Source organism: Pseudomonas sp. PSPC2-3, from assembly GCF_049898265.1.
GTDB lineage: Bacteria > Pseudomonadota > Gammaproteobacteria > Pseudomonadales > Pseudomonadaceae > Aquipseudomonas > Aquipseudomonas veronii.
Window position 1 is genome coordinate 1 of the sequence record NZ_JAFCXJ010000011.1, and the last position, 19,391, is coordinate 19,391.

The 19,391-nt window shown below is 62.9% G+C and carries 15 protein-coding genes and 1 pseudogene; 6 read left to right on the top strand and 10 right to left on the bottom strand.

The genetic code is table 11. The features are described from left to right. The 3 genes and pseudogenes from mhpE to ACP7E3_RS24325 form a co-directional block, all read left to right on the top strand. Positions 1-345 (top strand): annotated as a pseudogene (mhpE, locus tag ACP7E3_RS24315) (4-hydroxy-2-oxovalerate aldolase); the annotation flags it as partial. Positions 346-429: 84 nt separating this feature from the next. After that, on the top strand, positions 430-1,635 hold the full coding sequence (mhpT, locus tag ACP7E3_RS24320) for a 3-(3-hydroxy-phenyl)propionate transporter MhpT (protein ID WP_426124664.1): 1,206 nt from the start codon (positions 430-432) through the stop codon (positions 1,633-1,635). A 75-nt stretch (positions 1,636-1,710) separates the two neighbouring features. Then, a complete protein-coding gene (locus tag ACP7E3_RS24325; RefSeq protein WP_046383946.1) occupies positions 1,711-2,982 on the top strand; it encodes an OprD family porin in 1,272 nt (423 codons plus the stop codon). Positions 2,983-3,130: 148 nt separating this feature from the next. Here the strand turns inward: ACP7E3_RS24325 and ACP7E3_RS24330 are convergent, their stop codons facing one another. From ACP7E3_RS24330 to ACP7E3_RS24365, 8 genes are all read right to left on the bottom strand, one after another. Next, on the bottom strand, positions 3,131-4,549 hold the full coding sequence (locus ACP7E3_RS24330; protein ID WP_057005588.1) for an aldehyde dehydrogenase family protein: 1,419 nt from the start codon (positions 4,547-4,549) through the stop codon (positions 3,131-3,133). Between the two features lie 18 nt (positions 4,550-4,567). Next, positions 4,568-5,899, bottom strand: a complete 1,332-nt coding sequence (locus tag ACP7E3_RS24335; protein ID WP_057005587.1) for an aminotransferase class III-fold pyridoxal phosphate-dependent enzyme — start codon at positions 5,897-5,899, stop codon at positions 4,568-4,570. A 110-nt stretch (positions 5,900-6,009) separates the two neighbouring features. Then, complete coding sequence (locus tag ACP7E3_RS24340; protein WP_046383949.1) at positions 6,010-7,290, bottom strand: OprD family porin; 1,281 nt, start codon at positions 7,288-7,290, stop codon at positions 6,010-6,012. Positions 7,291-7,418: 128 nt separating this feature from the next. Continuing rightward, entirely contained in the window at positions 7,419-9,044 is a 1,626-nt protein-coding gene (locus ACP7E3_RS24345) for an ABC transporter ATP-binding protein (protein WP_426124667.1), read from the bottom strand. Between the two features lie 2 nt (positions 9,045-9,046). Further along, the gene (locus ACP7E3_RS24350) at positions 9,047-9,925 is read right to left on the bottom strand and encodes an ABC transporter permease (RefSeq protein WP_046383951.1); all 879 of its coding nucleotides are present in this window, start codon (positions 9,923-9,925) and stop codon (positions 9,047-9,049) included. Beyond that, on the bottom strand, positions 9,922-10,863 hold the full coding sequence (locus tag ACP7E3_RS24355; protein WP_046383952.1) for an ABC transporter permease: 942 nt from the start codon (positions 10,861-10,863) through the stop codon (positions 9,922-9,924). The genes ACP7E3_RS24350 and ACP7E3_RS24355 overlap by 4 nt, the downstream gene beginning before the upstream one ends. Before the next feature lie 9 nt (positions 10,864-10,872). Next, positions 10,873-12,456, bottom strand: a complete 1,584-nt coding sequence (locus ACP7E3_RS24360) for an ABC transporter substrate-binding protein (protein ID WP_046383953.1) — start codon at positions 12,454-12,456, stop codon at positions 10,873-10,875. 183 nt (positions 12,457-12,639) lie between these two features. Continuing rightward, complete coding sequence (locus tag ACP7E3_RS24365) at positions 12,640-13,521, bottom strand: alpha/beta hydrolase (protein ID WP_288076568.1); 882 nt, start codon at positions 13,519-13,521, stop codon at positions 12,640-12,642. Between the two features lie 130 nt (positions 13,522-13,651). Here ACP7E3_RS24365 and ACP7E3_RS24370 point away from each other — a divergent pair, with 130 nt between their 5' ends. The 3 genes from ACP7E3_RS24370 to ACP7E3_RS24380 all read left to right on the top strand — a co-directional run bounded on the left by ACP7E3_RS24370 (position 13,652) and on the right by ACP7E3_RS24380 (position 16,819). Then, positions 13,652-14,530 (top strand): LysR family transcriptional regulator, encoded by an 879-nt coding sequence (locus ACP7E3_RS24370; protein ID WP_046383955.1) that lies wholly within the window; start codon positions 13,652-13,654, stop codon positions 14,528-14,530. A 247-nt stretch (positions 14,531-14,777) separates the two neighbouring features. After that, a complete protein-coding gene (locus ACP7E3_RS24375; RefSeq protein WP_057005585.1) occupies positions 14,778-15,839 on the top strand; it encodes an aromatic ring-hydroxylating oxygenase subunit alpha in 1,062 nt (353 codons plus the stop codon). 29 nt (positions 15,840-15,868) lie between these two features. Next, a complete protein-coding gene (locus ACP7E3_RS24380; RefSeq protein WP_017847927.1) occupies positions 15,869-16,819 on the top strand; it encodes a PDR/VanB family oxidoreductase in 951 nt (316 codons plus the stop codon). 6 nt (positions 16,820-16,825) lie between these two features. Here the strand turns inward: ACP7E3_RS24380 and ACP7E3_RS24385 are convergent, their stop codons facing one another. Continuing rightward, positions 16,826-17,539 (bottom strand): GntR family transcriptional regulator, encoded by a 714-nt coding sequence (locus tag ACP7E3_RS24385; RefSeq protein ID WP_046383958.1) that lies wholly within the window; start codon positions 17,537-17,539, stop codon positions 16,826-16,828. An 80-nt stretch (positions 17,540-17,619) separates the two neighbouring features. Then, entirely contained in the window at positions 17,620-19,374 is a 1,755-nt protein-coding gene (locus tag ACP7E3_RS24390) for an acyl-CoA dehydrogenase family protein (RefSeq protein WP_426124672.1), read from the bottom strand. Between the last annotated feature and the right edge of the window lie 17 nt (positions 19,375-19,391).

Here is a 19,391-nt window from a genome sequence, read left to right on the forward strand (position 1 = left end):
AGCCTCGCCGGCATGGGCGCCGGGGCCGGCAACGCGCCGCTGGAAGTGTTCATCGCCGCCGCCGAACGCCTGGGCTGGAACCACGGCACCGACCTCTACACCTTGATGGACGCAGCGGACGACATCGTGCGGCCGTTGCAGGATCGGCCGGTGCGGGTCGACCGCGAATCCCTGGCGCTGGGGTATGCCGGGGTCTATTCGAGCTTCCTGCGCCATGCCGAAATCGCTGCGGCCAAGTACGGTTTGAAGACCGTGGACATCCTCGTCGAGCTGGGCAAACGCCGCATGGTCGGTGGTCAGGAAGACATGATCGTCGACGTCGCGCTGGACCTGCTCAAACGCTGAACCGTGCATCCCCCCGTCCGGTCGCCCACGCAGCGGCCGGACGGTTTTGCTGTGCCCATTACAACAATAAAACGGGTATTTCCCATGACATCGCTAAACGTGCTGACACCGTTGTACATGGCGCGGACCATTGGTCTGTGCTTCCTCGTCGCCCTGATGGAAGGCCTCGACCTGCAAGCCTCGGGCATCGCCGCCCAAGGCATGGCGGCAGCGTTCCAACTGGACAAACTACACATGGGCTGGGTCTTCAGCGCCGGCATTTTCGGCCTGCTGCCCGGAGCGTTTCTCGGCGGTTTGCTGGCTGATCGCATTGGCCGCAAACGGGTGTTGATGGCCTCGGTGGCCCTATTCGGATTGTTCTCGCTGGTCACGACCATGGCCTGGGACTTCAACAGCCTGCTGGTTGCGCGCTGCCTCACAGGCGTCGGCCTGGGCGCGGCACTGCCTAACCTGATCGCGCTGACCAGTGAAGTGGCTGGCCCGCGCCTGCGTGGCAGCGCCGTGAGCCTGATGTATTGCGGCGTGCCCCTGGGCGCGGCGCTGGCGGCCAGCATTGGCATTGCGCAACTGGCCGGCGGCTGGCAAGTGGTGTTCTACGTCGGCGGTATCGTGCCGTTGCTGATCGTGCCGCTGCTGGGGGTTTATCTGCCGGAATCCGCGGCGTTTCGCAGCGTGCGCGACGCCGCGCCGATCAGTGTGGCCAGCGGGCTGTTCCGCGGGGGCGCGGCATGGCCGACCGTGATGATCTGGGTCAGCTACTTCTTTACGCTCATGGTGGTTTACATCCTGATCAACTGGCTGCCGAGCCTGTTGGTCGGCCAAGGCTTCAGCGGTTCTCAGGCCAGCTGGGTGATGCTCGCGCTGCAATTTGGCGCGGCGGCCGGCACGTTGTTGCTGGGCTGGGTCATGTATCGCCTGCCGGCCTGGGCGTTGTCGGCGCTGATTTACCTCGGCATCCTCGCGTCACTGACTGCGCTGGGCATGGCCACCCAATGGCACAGCATGCTGGCGGCCGGCTTCGTCGCCGGGTTCTTCGCCACGGGCGGGCAATGTGTGCTGTATGCCTTGGCCCCGCATTTCTATCGTCCGTCAATTCGCGCCACGGGCGTCGGCAGCGCCGTCGCCATTGGCCGGTTGGGTGCGATGAGCGGCCCGTTGGTGGCCGGCAAGATGCTCGCACTGGGCACGGGCACCACGGGCGTGATGATGGCCTCGGCACCCGGCATTGTCATCGCCGCGCTGGCGATGTTTTACCTGTCGCTGCGCCGCAACCGCTGCCCGGCTGACTGAGCGCCAATCCGTACTCGCCTTCCGCGCCACGATGGCGCGGGGCTTACCCCTACAACAATAAAAGTGAACACTGCCATGCTCAGGAACTTCTTTCGGGGCGTCAGCGCCTGCACCTGCGTTTTTTTCGTAGACCAGGCCTGCGCCGCCGGTTTTGTCGACGACAGCCAGGCCGATCTGGTGATACGCAACTATTACTTCGATCGCAATTACGTGAACGCCACGCCGCAGGCGGCTGCCCGCGAATGGGCGCAGGGCTTCATTCTCAACATGCGCTCGGGCTATACCGAAGGGCCTGTCGGCTTCGGCCTGGACGCCCAGGGTTTGCTGGGCGCACGTCTGGACTCCTCGCCCGCACGCACGGGCACCGGCCTGCTACCGTACAACCACCAGACCCGTGAACCGGCCAGCGAATATTCGGAGCTGGGCCTGACCGCCAAGGCCCGGGCCTCGAAGAGCGAGTTGCAACTGGGGACCATCAGCACGTTTCTGCCAATCGCCTTCGCCAGCCCTACCCGCCTGCTGCCGCAGACCTTCCGCGGCACGTACCTCAAGTCCCAGGAGATCGACAACCTGACCCTGCACGTCGGCTGGCTCGACCGCATCAACCTGCGCGACTCCACCCACTACCAGAAAATGTCGGTAGCCTCGCCCAACGGCCGCTTCAATGGCGCCGCCGAATCCGACCGTTTTACCTTCCTCGGCGGCGACTATGCCTGGTCGCCGCAACTGACGCTCAAGTACTACCACGCCGAACTGGCTGACCTTTATCGCAAGGATTTCTACGGTTTCGTCGACAATCGCCCGATGGGCCCCGGCCGCCTGAAAAGCGACGTGCGCCTGTTCGTCACCGGTGAAAACGGTGCCGCCAAGGCCGGCCCCGTGGACAATCGCAACGCCGCCCTGATGCTGACGTACAGCCTGGGCGCGCACAAATTCGGCGCCGGCTACATGCAACTGACCGGCAAGACCGCCATGCCTTACCTGTTCGGCACCGAGCCGTTGGTCATCACCGAAGGCACGCTGAGCTCGGAGTTCCTCAACCCCAAGGAGCGCAGTTGGCAGGTGCGCTATGACTACAACTTTGCCGCGCTGGGCTTGCCCGGGCTCAATGGCATGCTGCGTTACGTCAGCGGCGACAACATTGAGTTACCCAAACTGGGCGGCAGCAACCTGAAGGAAAGCGAAAAAGATATCGAACTGAACTATGTGCTTCAGAGCACACCCCTTAAAGGCCTGAATCTGCGCGTGCGCAACGCATGGTACCGTAATGATTTCGCCGCCCAGGCCAGCCATCGGGACGACAATGAGCTACGGGTGAATGTCGATTACACCTGGAAGCTATGGTGAATGACCGCCCAGTGATTCACCTGGGCTGGGCGGATCGTTCAAATGTGGCCGTCGCATAGGCCTTCTGGAGCAACACAAACCCGGCCTCGGGCCGGGTTACCCCGCGTCGCGGCCAGGTGCTCATCTGGGCGCCCCAACCTGTTCCTTTCTAATAGCCAAACACTGACTTTGTTTCCAGGTACTCCTCAAACCCGAACACCCCCCATTCCCGCCCGTTTCCGGACTGTTTGTAGCCGCCAAAAGGCGCGTCCTGGTCGGCCTTGCAACCATTGAGATGGACCATGCCGGTACGCAACTGTCGAGCGATAGCCCTGGCGCGTTCGCGGTCCGACGAGGTGACGTACCCCGACAGCCCGTACACGCTGTCGTTGGCGATCCGCACCGCCTGCTCCTCGCTGTCATACGGAATGATCGCCAGGACCGGGCCGAACACTTCTTCGCGAGCGATGCTCATGTGCGGCTCGACATCGGCAAAAATCGTCGGTTTGACGTAGAACCCTGTCGTCACGCCGTCTGGGCGCCCTGTTCCACCGGCCACCAGCAACGCGCCTTCGCACAGCGCCTGCTCGATCAACTGCTGGACCCGATTGAACTGCATGACGTTGGCCACCGGCCCGATGGCCGTGGCGGGCCGGCTATCATCGAAACACACCTGGGCCGCCACCTCGCAGGCGATTGCGACCGCCTGGGCATGCAACGCCCGCGGCACCAGCATGCGGGTCGGTGCATTGCACGACTGGCCGCTGTTGCGCATGCAACCCAACACCCCATGGCGCACCGCGCTGGGCAGATCGGCATCGTCGAGCAGGATATTGGCCGACTTGCCGCCCAGTTCCTGGGCGACTCGCTTGACCGTATCCGCCGCCGCCTTGGCCACTGCGATACCCGCCCGCGTCGAGCCGGTGAACGAGATCATGTCGATATCGGCATGCTGCGACAGCGCCGTGCCGACACCCGGACCGTCGCCATTGACCACGTTGAACACCCCCTGGGGCACGCCGGCCTCGTGCAGAATCTCGGCAAAAATCAGCGCCGACAGCGGCGCGCGCTCACTGGGCTTGAGCACCACCGTGCAGCCGACGGCCAGCGCCGGGGCGACTTTGCAGGTGAGCTGGTTGAGCGGCCAATTCCAGGGAGTGATCAGGCCACACACGCCAATCGGCTCACGCATCACCCGCGAGCTTCCCAGCATTGTTTCGAACGGGTAGCGCTTCAACACCTCCAGGGCCCGCACCAGATGGCCCAGCCCCGCCGGCACATGGGCCGTTCTGGCGAGTGACAGCGGCGCGCCCATTTCCTGATGCACCGCAAGAGCCAACGCCTCACTGCGCCGCTGATAGCCGTCGATGATCCTCTCGAGCAGTTCGATACGCTGCTCGGGCGTGGTCGCGGAGAAACTCGCGAATGCCGCTTTGGCCGCCGCCACCGCACGGTTCACGTCGCGTTCGTTGCCCAGGATGATCCGCGCAACCACCTGCTCGCTGGACGGATCGATCACGGCTTCGATCACCTGGCTATCGGGCCTGACCCAGGCCCCGTCGATGTAAAAATCCAATAGATCCGTCATAACCGCTCCTCGACTCAATCACGCAACCTGGCATAACGCCTCGCGCAAGGTTTCGAATACCTGCGCGATGTGTTCCGGGGAAATAATCAGCGGCGGCGAGATCACGATGGTGTCACCCGAGCCCCGTACCAGCACGCCGTGATCGAAACACCACTGCGCCACTTGCGCGCCCCTGACACCCGGCGCGGCTGGCAACGCTTGCAGCTCGACAGCACACAGCAAGCCAATCGCGCGGACATCCACCACCGGCCCGACGCCTTTGAGCGACAACGCGGCCGCTTGCCAGAGATCGCTGACCGCCAGCACGTGCTGGTTGATCCCCAATTCCTCATGCACCCGCAGCGTCGCCAGGCCGGCCGCGCAGGCCAGCGGATGGGCGGAATAGGTGTAGCCGTGCATCAATTCGATAGCGTTCTCCGGGCCGGCCATAAAGGCTTCATAGACCCGCCCGCTGACGAGCACGCCGCCCATCGGCACCGCGCCGTTGGTGAGGCCCTTGGCGGTGGTGATCAGGTCCGGAGTGACGCCGAACGCCTGCGCGGCGAAGCTTGCGCCGACACGACCGAACCCGGTGATCACTTCGTCGAAGATCAGCAGCACGCCGTGCCGAGTACAGATGTCGCGCAGCCGCTGCAAATACCCCTGTGGCGGCGGATAGACACCGCCGGAACCGGTGACCGGCTCGACGATCACCGCCGCCACCGTGCTCGGGTCTTGCACTTCCAACAGCTGCGTCAGCGCATCGGCGTATTCGACGCCAGTGGCCGGTTGGCCCGCGGTAAAGCGCATGCTCGCGTCATACGGCAAGGGCAGGTGCGAGACCTCCCCCAGCAATGGCCCGAAATCGCGCTTCTGACGCCCCAGCCCAGACACCGAAAGGCCGCCGAACCCCATGCCGTGGTAGCCCTTGGCACGCCCGATGAACTTGGTCCTGCGGCAATCGCCACGCGCCTGATGGTAGGCCCGGGCAATCTTCAGCGCGGTGTCGACCGCTTCGGAACCGGAGTTGGTGAAGAACACCTGCTCGATGCCGGCCGGGGCAATGGCGATCAAGCGCTCAGCCATTTCCAGCGCGTGGGGATGGCTCATTTTGAATGAGGATACGAAGTCCAGGCGCCCGGCCGATTCGCGAATCGCCTCGACAATTCGGGCCTGGCCGTGGCCGGCATTCACACACCACAGACCGGCCATGGCATCCAGAATGCGGCGGCCATCGGTGGTGGTGTAATGCATGCCCTCGGCGCTGGCGAACATCATCGGCTGCTTTTGAAACTGGCGCATCGGTGTGAACGGCGCCCAAAACGCCGAGGCGGCCTGGGACGTAGGGGTGTTGCCGGAAAGATCGCTCATGGGCGCTCCTTGATGATCGGTGATGAAAAAACCTCAATCCGCACAGCACAACGCAGATCGGTTGTAGGCACCGGCAAGCCGGCGCCTACGGCAGTGCATGGCATCGACGCCTACCAGAGCGCCAGGGTGTAGCCCAGGATCAGGCGGTTTTCGTTGGTGTCACGGGTGTAGTTGCTTTTCGCACTCGCGTTCTGCCAACGCAGCGAGACGTTTTTCAGGCGCCCGCTCTGCACCACATAGCCGAGGCTGAAGTCGCGTTCCCACTCGCGGCCCTCGCCCTGGAAGCCTTTGACTTTGGCGTTGTCACCATTGGCATAGCGCGTCGAAAACAGAAGCCCGGGCACCCCCAGCGCGGCGAAGTCGTAGTCATAGCGGGCATGCCAGGTGCGCTCCCCGGTCTGGGAGAAGTTACTCAATTGGTATTCGGTGAACAGGTAGGTGTTAGTGCCGTCGACGTAAGTGAACGGCGTCGTGCCGTATTGCGCCTGATAGCCGCCACTGAGGCTGTGGCCCTCCAGGCTGTAGCCGATGCGCGTGCTCAGCGCCTGGTTATCCACCTTGCCCGCCAACCCCGCGCCATCCTGGCTGGCATCAAAGTAACGGATGTCGGTTTTCACCGTCCCGGGCCCGAGGCCGAAGCTGTTTTTCAGGCCCAGGTATTGCTGTTTGTACAGGCCATCAAGTTGCGCCCACTGGTAGCTGGCCAAGGTGCTCGCGCCGAGCTTGTAATCCGCGCCGGCGTAACGAAACCGGTCACTTTTGGCCGAACTCTTATAGGCCCCGGACTGGCTGGTCAGGCCCATGTCCTCGTAGTCGGTCGAGTCACGCTGCTTGACCTTGTCCAACTGGCCGAGACTGATCGTCAGCCCGCTGAGGTCTTTGGAGGTCAACGCGGTACCGCTGAAGCTTTGCGGGAACAAGCGACTGAGGTTGGGTTGCAATGTCGGCAGGTCCGGGACCATATAGCCGACCCGCAACTCGCTCTGGGCAAAGCGCGCCTTGCCGGTCACGCCAAACTTGGAGTACTCGTCGTGCGCGCGCCGGGCGTAGCTGGGTTTGCCCGGTTCTGGCTCACTGTTGCGCGACAGCAGGCCTGAACCGGAACGGTCGGGGCTCGAGTCGAGTTTCAAGCCGAGCATGCCGACGGCGTCGAGGCCAAAGCCGACGGTGCCTTCGGTGAAACCCGACTGCAGGTTAAGCAAAAAGCCCTGCGCCCATTCCGCGCGCTGGGACTGGCCCGTGCCTTCGCGGTAGTCGCGGTTGAAGTAGTAGTTTTTCAGTTCCAGTGACGCACGACTGTCCTTGATAAAATCCGCCTGAGCGAACGCAGGCAGTAAACCGGCGCCGATCAGACCTGCTCCGGTGACGACATGGGTGATGGTGTTTTTCATGGTGCTGGCTCCTGGCAGTACGGGGGTTGGGTGATGTTTTTGTTTTCTTCGGGCATGGCGTTGCCCGTCACGTCAATCGGCGATTGACGCGAGGCGGGACAGCGTTCAGGTCCTGGGTGAAGCAATGCCTAGCGCGTGCGGATGCGATAGCCTCCGCCAGCCAGTCGTTCCAGCGGGCTGGCGGCAGCCAACAACTGCTGGGTGTAAGGGTGTTGCGGCGTGTCGAAAATCGCGTCGCGGTCGCCGATCTCGACCACTTCGCCCTGGTTCATCACGGCAACGCGATGGGCGATACGCTCTACCGCCGCCAGGTCATGGGAAATGAACAGGCAGGCAAAGCCGTACTGTTTCTGCAAGCGTTCGAACAGCTCCAGAATCTGTTTCTGAATGGTCATGTCCAGCGCCGAAATCGGCTCGTCGGCAATCACCAACTGCGGACGTCGCACCAGTGCCCGCCCGATTGCCACGCGCTGACGCTGCCCACCGGATAATTGGTGGGCAAAGCGTTCGACGAAATGTTCGGCAAGCCCGACATCCACCAGCGTTTCGGCGACACGCTGCCGACGTTGCGCGGGGCTCATGCCCGGCTCGTGGCGCAGGGGTTCAGCCAGAATCTGGCCAATTTTCATGCGCGGATCGAGGGAGGAATACGGGTCCTGGAAAATCATCTGGCACTGCAACCGGTGTACGCGGTTCGCGGCCTTGAGGATGTCCACGCCCTTGAAGCGGATAGCCCCGGCGCAGGGGTTGACCAACCCCACCACCGCCCGCCCCAAGGTAGTCTTGCCTGACCCGCTGCCGCCAACCAGGGCCAGGGTTTCGCCAGGCGCGATGCTCAGGTCCACCCCATGCACCACGCGTTTTGGAAGGCTTTTGCCCCAGAACGAACGCGGCCCCGGGTGCTCGATGCACACGCCTCGGACTTCGAGCAACGGCCCGTTGGCGGGCGGCAATGGCGCCAGCACGCCGCGGCTGGGCAAGGCCTCCAGCAACTGACGGGTGTAGTCGGCGCGCGGTGCCAGCAGAATCTCCTGGATGCCGCCCTGCTCGACCGCTTTGCCGTTGCGCATGACCACTACCTTGTGGGCATAACGCGCAACCAGCGACAAGTCATGGCTGATGAACAGAATCGCCGTGCCCTGCTCGCGGGTCAGCTCCAGCATCAGCTCGATGACGTCCAACTGCGCCAGACAGTCCAGGGCCGTGGTTGGCTCATCGGCGATCAACAACGCAGGACGCAGCAGCATCACCGAGGCCAGCATGATGCGCTGGCGCATACCGCCGGAAAACTGGTGCGGGTATGACGCCAGGCAGCGCTCGGCGTCCTTGATGCCGATGCGTTGCAGCATCTGCTGGCAACGCCGACGGATTTCGGCCGCGTCCAGGTCGGTGTGCAACTTGAGGGCCTCACTCATTTGCCGGCCGATGGTCAACGATGGGTTGAGCGAGACCATCGGCTCCTGGAAGACCATGCCGATCTGCGCGCCACGCACCCGCCGCATCGCGGGAGCGTCGCGGCTGTCGAGCGCTACGCCTTTGAACTCGATACGTCCGCCACACACCTGCATCGGCGCCGGCAGCAAGCCAATCGCTGCGCGTGCGGCCATGGTTTTGCCGCTGCCCGACTCGCCCACCAGGGCGACGATTTCGCCCGGGGCCATTGTGAAGCTCAGGTCGTCGACGGCCAGTTGGCCTTGCACGCCCGCACGGATTTTCAGGTGCTGCACAGACAGCAAGGCAGTAGGAACAGTCATGATCATTTCCTCATGCGCGGGTCGAGACGATCGCGCAGGGCATCGCCGAACAGGTTGATGGCAAGCAGTGCCAGGCTGATGAAGAGGCCGGGGAAGATCCCGAGCCAGGCAGCCGATGCGATATAAGGCCGGCTGGCCGCCAACATGCTCCCCCAAGTGGCCGCCGGTGGCGGTACACCCAGCCCGAGGAAGCTCAAGGCGCTTTCCGAGAGCAAGGCCCAACCGAACATGCTGGTGGCCAACACACACAACGGTGCCAGGCAGTTGGGCGCAATGTGCCGCAGCATGGTGTAGAACTCGGAGTTGCCGATCACCCGCGAGGCTTCGACAAACTCCAGTTCGCGCAGCGACAACACACTGCCGCGCACCACCCGCACCACCGACGGCGTATAGGCGATCCCCAAGGCCAGAACGATGCCGTACTGGCTGGCGCCGATGATCGCCATGATCCCCAGGGCCATGAGGATCCCGGGGAATGCCAGCAAGGCGTCGTTGAGCATCATCAGCACCCGGTCGGTCCAGCCGCGCAGGTAACCGGCCAGCATGCCGATCAGCGTTCCGGCCACCACTGCGAAACTCACCGACAGCAGGCTGATCCACAGGCTGGTGCGCGCCCCCATCATCATCCGGCTCAAGGCATCGCGACCGAACTCATCGGTGCCCAGCCAGTGCGCCGCACTCGGCGCCTGGAACCGCGCGAGCAAGTCCAGGCGCAACGGCTCGTAGGGCGTCCAGACCAGGCCGAGCAAGGCCATGCCGATCAGGACCAGTAACAAGCCCCCGCCGATCAGGGCGTTGAGTGGCGGGTAACGCCAGGCGCGTCGGGCCGGCGCCGCGACACTCCGCGCCGGCTCAGCTGGCAGCGTTCGCTTGGCACTCATAACTTCACCCTCGGGTCGAAAAGCGGATACAGCAGGTCGACACACAGGTTGACGAGCACGTAGATACAGGTAATCAGCAGCAAGCAGCCCTGCAACACCGGATAGTCCCGGGCGAAGATCGAGTCCACCATCAGGCGCCCGACGCCCGGCAATGTGAACACCGTTTCCAGCACCGCAATGCCGCCGAGCAGGTTGCCCAGGATCAAGCCCACCAACGTCCAGGTCGGCGCAAAGGCGTTGCGCAAGGCATGGCGCCACAACACCGCACCTTCGGATAAACCTTTGGCGCGGGCATGGGCGATATAGTCCAGGCGCAGCACTTCAATCGTGCTGGCCCTGGCCATGCGGGCGATGGCGCCAAACTCCACCAGGGTCAGGGTGACAATCGGCAGCACCAGATAGGTGATCGCCTTGAGCGGATCATCCGCAAACGTCACGTAACCCACCACCGGCAGCCAGCCCAACTTGATCCCGAAGGCGTACAGCAGCAGCAGACCGAGCCAGAAGCTGGGAATCGACAACAACAACGTCGCGCCGGCCACCAGCCCCAGGTCCATGGCGCTGTTCTGCTTCCAGGCGGCAAACAGGCCCACCGGCACGGCAATCAGCGTGGCCAACGCAACCGCTACCAGTACAATCGTCGCGCTGACACTGAAGCGCTCGAGCAACAGCGGCAATACAGCTTGTCGCGTGCTGATGGAGAACCCCAAGTCACCGCTGAGCACTGACTTTATCCAGATCAGGTATTGGGTCACCACCGAGTGATCCAGCCCCAGCGAACTGCGCATTTGTGCCAGGCTCTGGGCATCCGCCATGTCGCCCAGCATCAACAATGCAGGGTCACCGGGGATGAAGCGGATCAGTGCAAACACCATCACCGATATCAGCAACAGGGTGGGCACAGCCATCCCCAGCCGATGCAATATGAATCGAAACATGGGAACGCCCTACTTTGATGTTGCCGCCAGCGACACGCCCCACAGGCGCGGTTTAGAGATCGGCCAGGAGCGATAGCCCTCGATGCCGGCTTTTACGACACCGATACTGGTGCCGTTGTAAATCATCACCATTGGCACATCGGCCAGCATCAGCGTGTGCAATTGATCGAACAGCGCTTGACGTTTTGGCGCGACGGACTCGCTCTGGGCTTCACGCAACAACACCAGCGCCTTGGGGTTGTCCCAGACTTTGCGCGGTTCCTTGTCTTTGTTCCCCGTCACCGACTCATAGCTCAGCGCCGCGTCAAAGCGTGGCGAATACGAGAACGCCATCATCTGGAAGTTGCCGCTCTGATAACGCTCCAGTTGGGCGCCCCACTCCAGGGTTTCGAGCACGATATTCACCCCGACAGCCTGGAGCATTGCCTGGCTCAAGACGCCCATGTCGAACATCTGCGGGTAGCGCTTGTTGACGATCAGCTTGATCGGCTGGCCGTGGTAACCCGCCGCTTTGAGCAGGCGCCGGGCCTCGTCGAGGTCGTAGGGGTAACCCGTATGCGCCGTCGCGTCGTAATACGCGCTGGTGGTCGGAATGATCGAGTTGTTGACGGTGGACAGGCCATTGGAAAGCGTTGCGACCATCTGCGAATAGTCCAGCGACAGCGCCACGGCGCGGCGAATACGCACGTCGCCGAGCAACGGGTCACGGGTCTGGAACAGCAGCCCGCCGAGCGTCATCACCGGGCTGGTGCGTACCTGCATGCCGGGGACATTTTTCAACTCCGCCTCATCCATTGCGGTCACGTCCGGCAGTACGTCGACACCGCCGGAAAGCAGTGCGGCCTTGGCCGAGGCGGCGTCCGGGATGACCACAAACCGCACGCGGTCAACGAACGCTTGCTTGTTCCCGGTAAAGCCGTCCGGCTTCGCTTCGGCGCGCGGGGTGTAGTCCTTGAAGCGGTTCAACTCGACGTACTGGCCTTGCTTCCACTGACCGAGGGTGAACGGACCGGTGCCAATCGGCGCGATCCAGGTGCCATCGGCCGCGACCGAATCGGGATGCACGATGCCGCTGCCGCCACAGTCGGGCCGGGACATGGTCGCCAGCAGCACGCCGTTGGGCTTATCGATGCGGAACACCACCTTGAGCGGTTCCGGAACCGAGATGTCGAGGATTTTCGAGACCCCGCGCCCATCAAACTCCGGCAGGCAGCGCCATTGGGTTTTCGGGTCGAGGTAGTGCTGCCAGGTCCACTTCACGTCCTCGGCGGTCAGGGGCTTGCCGTTCTGGAACTTGACCCCTTCACGCAGGGTGAAGGTATAGGTGAGCCCGTCGTCCGAGATCGTGACGTCTTTAGCCAGCATCGGCCCGACTGACGCATCTTCGCGGTAGGCCACCAAACCTTCGACGATGTGCATGATGAACGCATCGGAGTTTTCATCGCGATTGACCCCAGGTTCAGTGCTGCGGATATCACCGTTGAAGCCAACCTTGATCAGGCTCGGTTCGCCGGCTTGCAGAGTAAGGGCGGCAAGGCACAGGCTGAGGGTCGGCACGCCGAAATACAGGGCTTTTTTGACGTAGTGATGCATGGGAGAAAGACTCCTTGAACAAAATTTTCCGGTCGATGGACTAAGCCATGGGCAGGGCCGGGAACGGAATGAGTAGGTCGTGATTATTTTTATAGCAACCGATCGCGCGTACTTTTGTCAGATACCAACGCAATCATCAGGGACGTCAATTGCGCCCCTTGCACCTCTTTACAGCGGTATCGATCAACGCCGGCCGCGACGAACTCGCAACACCTCGGCGAAAAAGTCCTGGGCGGCCGGCATCGCCTTGATCCCCTGATGAGCCACATTGGGCAGCACATCGAAACGCACCTTGACCCCCTGAGCCTCGAAGCTCGCCTTGAGTGCCGCCAGCCGTTCAGGCCGCGTGCAACCGGCACTATTGGCGCCGGGCATGTAATGTTTGCCGCCTTCGCGGTGAGTGATTTCCCAGGTTTCGAGGTCGGCCTCGCCCACCACCATATGAATCGGCACCTGGCGCAGGGCGTCGAGGTCCAGTGGCTTGGCAAACCGGGTCTCGAAGTCGCGCACACCGACCCACCAATTCTGCTTGGGGTCCAGCAAGGTCACCGAGCCTGGCGCACCGATCGAGACGGCCCACAGCTTCTCGGGGTGCAGGTAACAAAACCGGTGGCTGAACTGTCCGCCACCGGAGTAGCCAAACAGGGCGAACGTATCGAAGCGGCGGTTGTACTTCTGGCCGACGCTGGCGACCATGTCCAGCAGGACTTGGTCGTAACGGATATCGCCTTCCACCAATTGCTTGTAACCGTCGCCGTTGCCATCTCCCAGCACCCCCACCGGAAACAGTGGCGACAGAATCACACAATCGTTCCAACGACCAAATTCGGCGAAGCCGTTGCGGTAGATTTCCATGGCCCGGGTTGAGCCGTGCAACGACACCACGAGGTCGACCGGGCGCTCAGGGTCCTCAATCGAGGCGGGTACATACAGCGTGTAGGCAAAACGGCTATCGGCAGTGTGCGAGTACACCGTCGTGGCGCCGAGGTGATAAACACTCTTGGCGGCTTGGCTCGCCACTGCATCGGCGGCGGGATTGATTGCTTCATTCGACTGGCTTTTCATAGGGTCATCGCTGCTTCCAGAACAGCGTCCAGTATTCTGCCGCGCCAGACGAAAGAAAATCTAAATTACCTTTATCCAATATAAACAAACCCTTTACCATCCCTGGAACTGAACCCGTCGGAAACACCCAATGAGTACCATCCGTTTTCTGAAAACCTTCATTGCCGTCGCGCAATACGGCAGTTTTGCTGCCGCGGCAGATCGAGTGTCCCTGACCAATGCCGCCGTCGGGCAACAAATGCGTGCGCTCGAGGATGAGATCCGGCGCCCTCTGTTCGATCGCAGCCAGCGTCAGGTCAAGCTCAACCGTGAAGGCCTGCTGTTGCTGCCCAAAGCCAAGAAGCTGGTCGACGATTACGCGGCCATGGTCGCCGGCGACGATACTGACCTCACGATGGAAGGCGATGTGACGATCGGCGGGATCACCTCGGCAATGGGCTTGCTCGCCAACTGCCTGGTCAGGCTCAAGGAGGTTTATCCCAAGGTGTCCGTCACCCTGGTGACCGCGCGCTCGGACGAACTGGCGCACCGGGTTCTCACCGGAGAACTGGATGCCGCGCTCTTGATCGAGGCCACACGCCAGGACTTCAAAGGCTTGAGCTGGACAAGGTTGTACGAAGAACCGTTGGTGTTGTTGGTCAGCGCAACCCACTCGCAGGGCACCGACGATGCCATTGAACTGCTCAGGACACAGCCGTTCATTCGCTATGACAGAACCACCGCCGTGGGCCGAAAAGTGGAGCGCTTTTTCCGACGGGAAGCGATCGAGCCCATGCAGATCCTTGAACTGAACTCAATCATCGGCATCGCGGAACTAGTCCGACAACGCGTCGGCATCGCGATTATTCCGCTGCTCAGAAACTTCGACTGGCAACACGACCCACAGCTGCGTGTCCTGGCGTTACCGGGTGCGGTGGAGCAGCGAACGGTCGGCATCCTCGAACAAGGCAGCAAAAGCCATATCACCGGTGAAGTGCGCAACTTTCTGATGGCGACAAACACCGAGTGAGCCTGCGCCCAGGGCCCTGCAAACGCTCCGCGCCGTCACGCCGGCGTTGTCCAGCGTGAGCGGCGAGGTGCTCGGGCCGCACGGCGTGGCACCCAGGCAAGCGCGCATTATGGATCCAGTAAATAAAAACTGATCGATAATCGCCCAAATAAATCTCGGCATTGCCGAACCACAGGTTGACTCCAAGTGACGCACTTCATTTAATGGATCCATTAAATAAGAACAATCACTCGCCTGGAGAGTCACCATGTACCCCAAGAACACGTGGTATGTCGCCTGCACCCCCGATGAAATCGCGCAAAAGCCGCTGGGTCGGCAGATATGCGGGGAAAAAATGGTGTTTTATCGCGGGCTGGAAGGCGCCGTCGTGGCTGTCGAGGACTTCTGTCCGCACCGCGGCGCGCCGCTCTCGTTGGGCTATGTGGAGAACGGCAAGCTGGTCTGCGGCTACCATGGCCTGGTCATGGGGGACGATGGCAAGACCGTCGAAATGCCCGGGCAGCGGGTGCGCGGGTTTCCCTGTAACAAGACCTTCGCCGCGGTGGAACGCTACGGTTTCATCTGGGTGTGGCCCGGCGATCAGGCCCTGGCCGACCCGGCGTTGATCCACCACTTGGAATGGGCCGTGAGCGACCAGTGGGCCTATGGCGGCGGTCTGTTTGACATCCAGTGCGACTACCGCCTGATGATCGACAACCTGATGGACCTGACCCACGAAACCTACGTCCACGCCTCCAGCATCGGCCAGAAGGAAATCGACGAAGCGCCGCCTGTGACCACGGTCGAAGGCGATGAAGTCGTCACCGCCCGCCACATGGAAAACATCATGGCCCCGCCGTTCTGGCGCATGGCCCTGCGTGGCAATAACCTCGCCGATGACGTGCCGGTGGACCGCTGGCAGATCTGCCGCTTCACCCCGCCCAGCCATGTACTGATCGAAGTCGGCGTGGCCCACGCCGGCAAGGGCGGCTACCACGCCGCGCCCGAGCACAAGGCCGCGAGCATCGTGGTGGACTTCATCACCCCGCAAACCGAGACATCGATCTGGTACTTCTGGGGCATGGCGCGCAACTTCAACCCTCAGGACCAGGCACTGACCGCCAGCATTCGCGAAGGCCAGGGCAAGATTTTCAGCGAAGACCTGGAGATGCTTGAACGCCAGCAACAGAACCTGCTGGCCCACCCGACGCGCAATCTGCTCAAGCTCAATATCGATGCCGGTGGCGTGCAGTCACGCAAGGTCCTCGAACGGCTGATCGCCAAGGAGCGCGCCCCCGCGCCGCAACTGATCACCACGACCCGCGCCTGAACCGCGCGCTAACGCTACGAGGACTGAACATGATCGATGTGGTGGTGGTATCCCGCAACAACGAAGCCCAGGACATTTGCAGCTTTGAATTGGCCCGCGTCGATGGCCAGGCGCTGCCGGCCTTCAGCGCTGGCGCGCATATCGACGTGTACCTGCCCGACGGCGTGGTCCGTCAATATTCCCTGTGCAATCACCCGGAAGAACGGCATCGCTACCTGATCGGCGTGCTCAACGACCCGGCCTCCCGTGGCGGCTCCCGTTGCCTGCACGAACACATACAGAAGGGCGCCCGCCTGCAGATCAGCGAACCGCGCAACCTGTTCCCGCTGGCGCACGAAGCCCGACGCAGTCTGCTGTTCGCCGGCGGCATCGGCATCACCCCGATCCTGTGCATGGCCGAGCGCCTGGCCCATGTCGGAGCTGACTTCGAACTGCATTATTGCGCCCGCGCCAGTGAACGCGCCGCCTTTGTGCAACGCCTCAAGGACTCATCGTTCGCCGAACGCGTGTTCCTGCATTTCGACGAGCAGCCCCATACGGCAATGAACACCGCCCAGGTGCTGGCGGCGCCCGACGCCAACGTCCACCTGTATGTGTGCGGCCCCGGCGGTTTCATGCAGCATGTGCTCGACAGCGCTCGGGCCCAGGGCTGGCAGGAGGAATGCCTGCACCGCGAATACTTCGCTGCGGCGCCGCTGGACAGCAGCCTCGACGCGGGGTTTTCGGTGAAGCTCGCCAGCAGCGGCCAGGTCTTCGATGTGCCCGCCGACCGGAGCGTGGTCCAGGTCCTGGAAAGCCACGGTATCGAGATTGCCGTGTCGTGCGAACAAGGGATTTGCGGAACCTGCCTGACCCGCGTGCTCGAAGGCATACCGGAGCACCGCGACCTGTTCCTCACCGAGCAGGAACAAGCGCTGAACGACCAGTTCACCCCCTGCTGCTCGCGCGCGAAAACCCCGCTGCTGGTGCTCGATCTCTGAAAGGCGTCACGCCGTGGGCAAAATGACCTTCATCCGCGCGTTGGCGGTCGCGGAACCGAAGATCTCGGCATAGCGCAAGGTCGCGTTGGCGTGTTCGCGCATGATCGCTTCGGCCCGCGCGCCCTGGCGATTGACCAGGGCATCGAAGACCGAGTGATGTTGCATGTGGGCATAGTTGAAACGCCGGTATTCGCGGACCATGTCGTCGCGATCCACCGCCAGCGCGGTGACCGATGCGAACGGCAGGTGATCATTGCGTGCCAGTGCGTCGGCGATCGCCGGGTTGTGGCTGCCTTCAACGATGACGCGGTGAAAGCGCATGTTCAGGTCGTGATAGACCTCAAGGTCGTCCTCGGTCACGTACCCTTTGTCGAACAGTTGATCGCCTTCCACCAGGCAGCGCTCGAGCGTGGCACGCGCCGCGGCGGACAACCCGCGCTCGGCGGTTTGACGCGCAGCCAGGCCCTCGAGCACGCCACGCACTTCGACGGCGCCGGCAATGTCGTCCGGGCTGACCGAACGCACCTGATACCCACGCCCGCCAAACGGCACCAGCAGCCCTTCCTGCTCAAGGGTACGGAACGCCATACGCACGGGCATGCGTGACACACCGAACAGTTGCGCCGTGGGAATCTCCATCAGCCGCTCGCCCGCCGCCAACTCGCCGCTGGCGATCATCTTGCGCAGTGCAACCAGCACCAATTGACCGGGTTTACTCATCCAGGCAACTTCCAGAAAACGTGGGTCGCCATAGTACCGCTAGTAGTACCGCAAGTAGTACCGTAAGCATCCGCCCTCCGTCAGACGAACGCCAACGCCGCGCGTGCCGCGTCTATCGCGCCCAGGTGCTGCGCCAACCGGGACGGCAGGTAATCGAAAAAGAACCCGGCGCTTTGCAGCTTGGCGGCGCGCAACGGATCGTCCTCGGGCAATGCCCGGGAAACCCGAGCGGCCCGCGCCCATGCCAGGGCCAGCAGGGCCACGCCGCATAACTGGAGAAAGTCCGGCGCGGCCCGATAGGGGTACTCGCTGTCTTCCAGCGCCCGTTCACGTATGGCCTCGACCACACGGGCCAGCGCGTCACACAGGCTGCCCAGCGCGTCGGCGAAACCTGCACACGCGGCGCATTGGCCGCCCTGCCCGGCCTCGGTGCGCAGCACTGCCAGCAGCAAGTCGAAGGCCCGCCCCTCATCGCCCAGCACCTTGCGCAGCAGCAGGTCATTGGCCTGGATCTCGTTGCTGCCCTCATAGATCATCGCGATGCGACTGTCGCGCAGCGTTTGCTCGATGGCGAACTCGGCGACGTAGCCGTAACCGCCGAAGACCTGCAAGGCATTGCTCGCCTGACGGAAACCCTGCTCGGTGAAAAACGCCTTGATGATCGGCGTCAGCAACTGCGCCAGTTGACCGGCGCACGCTCGTGCTTGCGGGTCCGGGTCATGCTCGGCCTGATCGAGCAAATGCGCGGCCCAATAACCGATGGCCCGCATCCCCTCGCTGGCCGTGCGCAACTCCAGCAACACGCGGCGCATCGCCGGGTGATAACGGATAGGGTCAGCCGCTTGGGCCGATGCCCCTTGCGGCCTCGACGGCGCACGCATTTGCACGCGCTCGGCGGCGTATTGCGCAGCGTTCTGCCAAGCCGCCTCGACATGCCCCAGGCCTTGCAGGCCGACATGCAGGCGCGCCGAGTTCATCATCACGAACATCGCCGCCAGGCCGCGGTTGGCGTCGCCGATCAGCCAGCCTAGGGCGCCGTCGAACACCAGCGAGCACGTGGCGCTGCCCTTGATGCCCATCTTGTGTTCAATGCCGTCGCAATGCACAGCGTTGGCCTGGCCGTCGTCCAGTCGCTTGGGCACCAGGAACAGTGAAAGGCCGCGACTGCCCGGCGGCGCATCGGGCAGGCGCGCCAGTACCAGGTGCAGGATATTGGGCGTGAGGTCGTGCTCGCCGCCGGAGATAAACAACTTGTTGCCCTGCAGGCGATAACGGCCATCGCCCTCGGGGGTCGCGCGACAGCGCAGCAACCCGACATCGCTGCCGGCCTGGGGCTCGGTCAGGCACATGGTGGGCAAGGCATGCCCACTGATGATCTCGGGCAAGTAACGCGCCTGCAACCAGGGCGCGGCGTGGGTCTTGAGGCAGAGGTAGGCGCCGTGGGCGATCCCGGTGTACATGGCCCACGCGTGGTTGCAGGCGTAGAGCATCTCTTGCAGCGCCGCGTCGAGCAGTTGCGGCAACCCCTGGCCGCCCTGCCCTTCAGCGCACGCCAAGGCCGGCCAGCCACCGTCGACATAGGCGCGATAGGCCTCGGCGAAACCCTCCGGCGTGCTGACCTGGCCGGCGTTCCAGCGACAGCCTTGACGATCGCCGCTACTGTTCAGGGGCGCCAGCACCCCCTGGCTGAAGCGCGCCGCTTCCTCCAACACTTGAACGGCGAGAGACATGTCCAACGCTTCGAACGCCGGAACATGGCTCCACGCCTGGGGGGCTTGCAGCCAATGTTCAAGCACAAATTGCATATCGCGCAGCGGCGCCTGATAGCTCCACATGGCAAACCTCATCGAAT

What these genes read in the sequence shown, in the direction of transcription:
- mhpT (WP_426124664.1), top strand. Translation starts at nt 430, where the DNA reads ATGACATCGCTAAACGTGCTGACACCGTTGTACATGGCGCGGACCATT.
- ACP7E3_RS24325 (WP_046383946.1), top strand. Translation starts at nt 1,711, where the DNA reads ATGCTCAGGAACTTCTTTCGGGGCGTCAGCGCCTGCACCTGCGTTTTT.
- ACP7E3_RS24330 (WP_057005588.1), bottom strand. Translation starts at nt 4,549, where the DNA reads ATGACGGATCTATTGGATTTTTACATCGACGGGGCCTGGGTCAGGCCC.
- ACP7E3_RS24335 (WP_057005587.1), bottom strand. Translation starts at nt 5,899, where the DNA reads ATGAGCGATCTTTCCGGCAACACCCCTACGTCCCAGGCCGCCTCGGCG.
- ACP7E3_RS24340 (WP_046383949.1), bottom strand. Translation starts at nt 7,290, where the DNA reads ATGAAAAACACCATCACCCATGTCGTCACCGGAGCAGGTCTGATCGGC.
- ACP7E3_RS24345 (WP_426124667.1), bottom strand. Translation starts at nt 9,044, where the DNA reads ATGACTGTTCCTACTGCCTTGCTGTCTGTGCAGCACCTGAAAATCCGT.
- ACP7E3_RS24350 (WP_046383951.1), bottom strand. Translation starts at nt 9,925, where the DNA reads ATGAGTGCCAAGCGAACGCTGCCAGCTGAGCCGGCGCGGAGTGTCGCG.
- ACP7E3_RS24355 (WP_046383952.1), bottom strand. Translation starts at nt 10,863, where the DNA reads ATGTTTCGATTCATATTGCATCGGCTGGGGATGGCTGTGCCCACCCTG.
- ACP7E3_RS24360 (WP_046383953.1), bottom strand. Translation starts at nt 12,456, where the DNA reads ATGCATCACTACGTCAAAAAAGCCCTGTATTTCGGCGTGCCGACCCTC.
- ACP7E3_RS24365 (WP_288076568.1), bottom strand. Translation starts at nt 13,521, where the DNA reads ATGAAAAGCCAGTCGAATGAAGCAATCAATCCCGCCGCCGATGCAGTG.
- ACP7E3_RS24370 (WP_046383955.1), top strand. Translation starts at nt 13,652, where the DNA reads ATGAGTACCATCCGTTTTCTGAAAACCTTCATTGCCGTCGCGCAATAC.
- ACP7E3_RS24375 (WP_057005585.1), top strand. Translation starts at nt 14,778, where the DNA reads ATGTACCCCAAGAACACGTGGTATGTCGCCTGCACCCCCGATGAAATC.
- ACP7E3_RS24380 (WP_017847927.1), top strand. Translation starts at nt 15,869, where the DNA reads ATGATCGATGTGGTGGTGGTATCCCGCAACAACGAAGCCCAGGACATT.
- ACP7E3_RS24385 (WP_046383958.1), bottom strand. Translation starts at nt 17,539, where the DNA reads ATGAGTAAACCCGGTCAATTGGTGCTGGTTGCACTGCGCAAGATGATC.
- ACP7E3_RS24390 (WP_426124672.1), bottom strand. Translation starts at nt 19,374, where the DNA reads ATGTGGAGCTATCAGGCGCCGCTGCGCGATATGCAATTTGTGCTTGAA.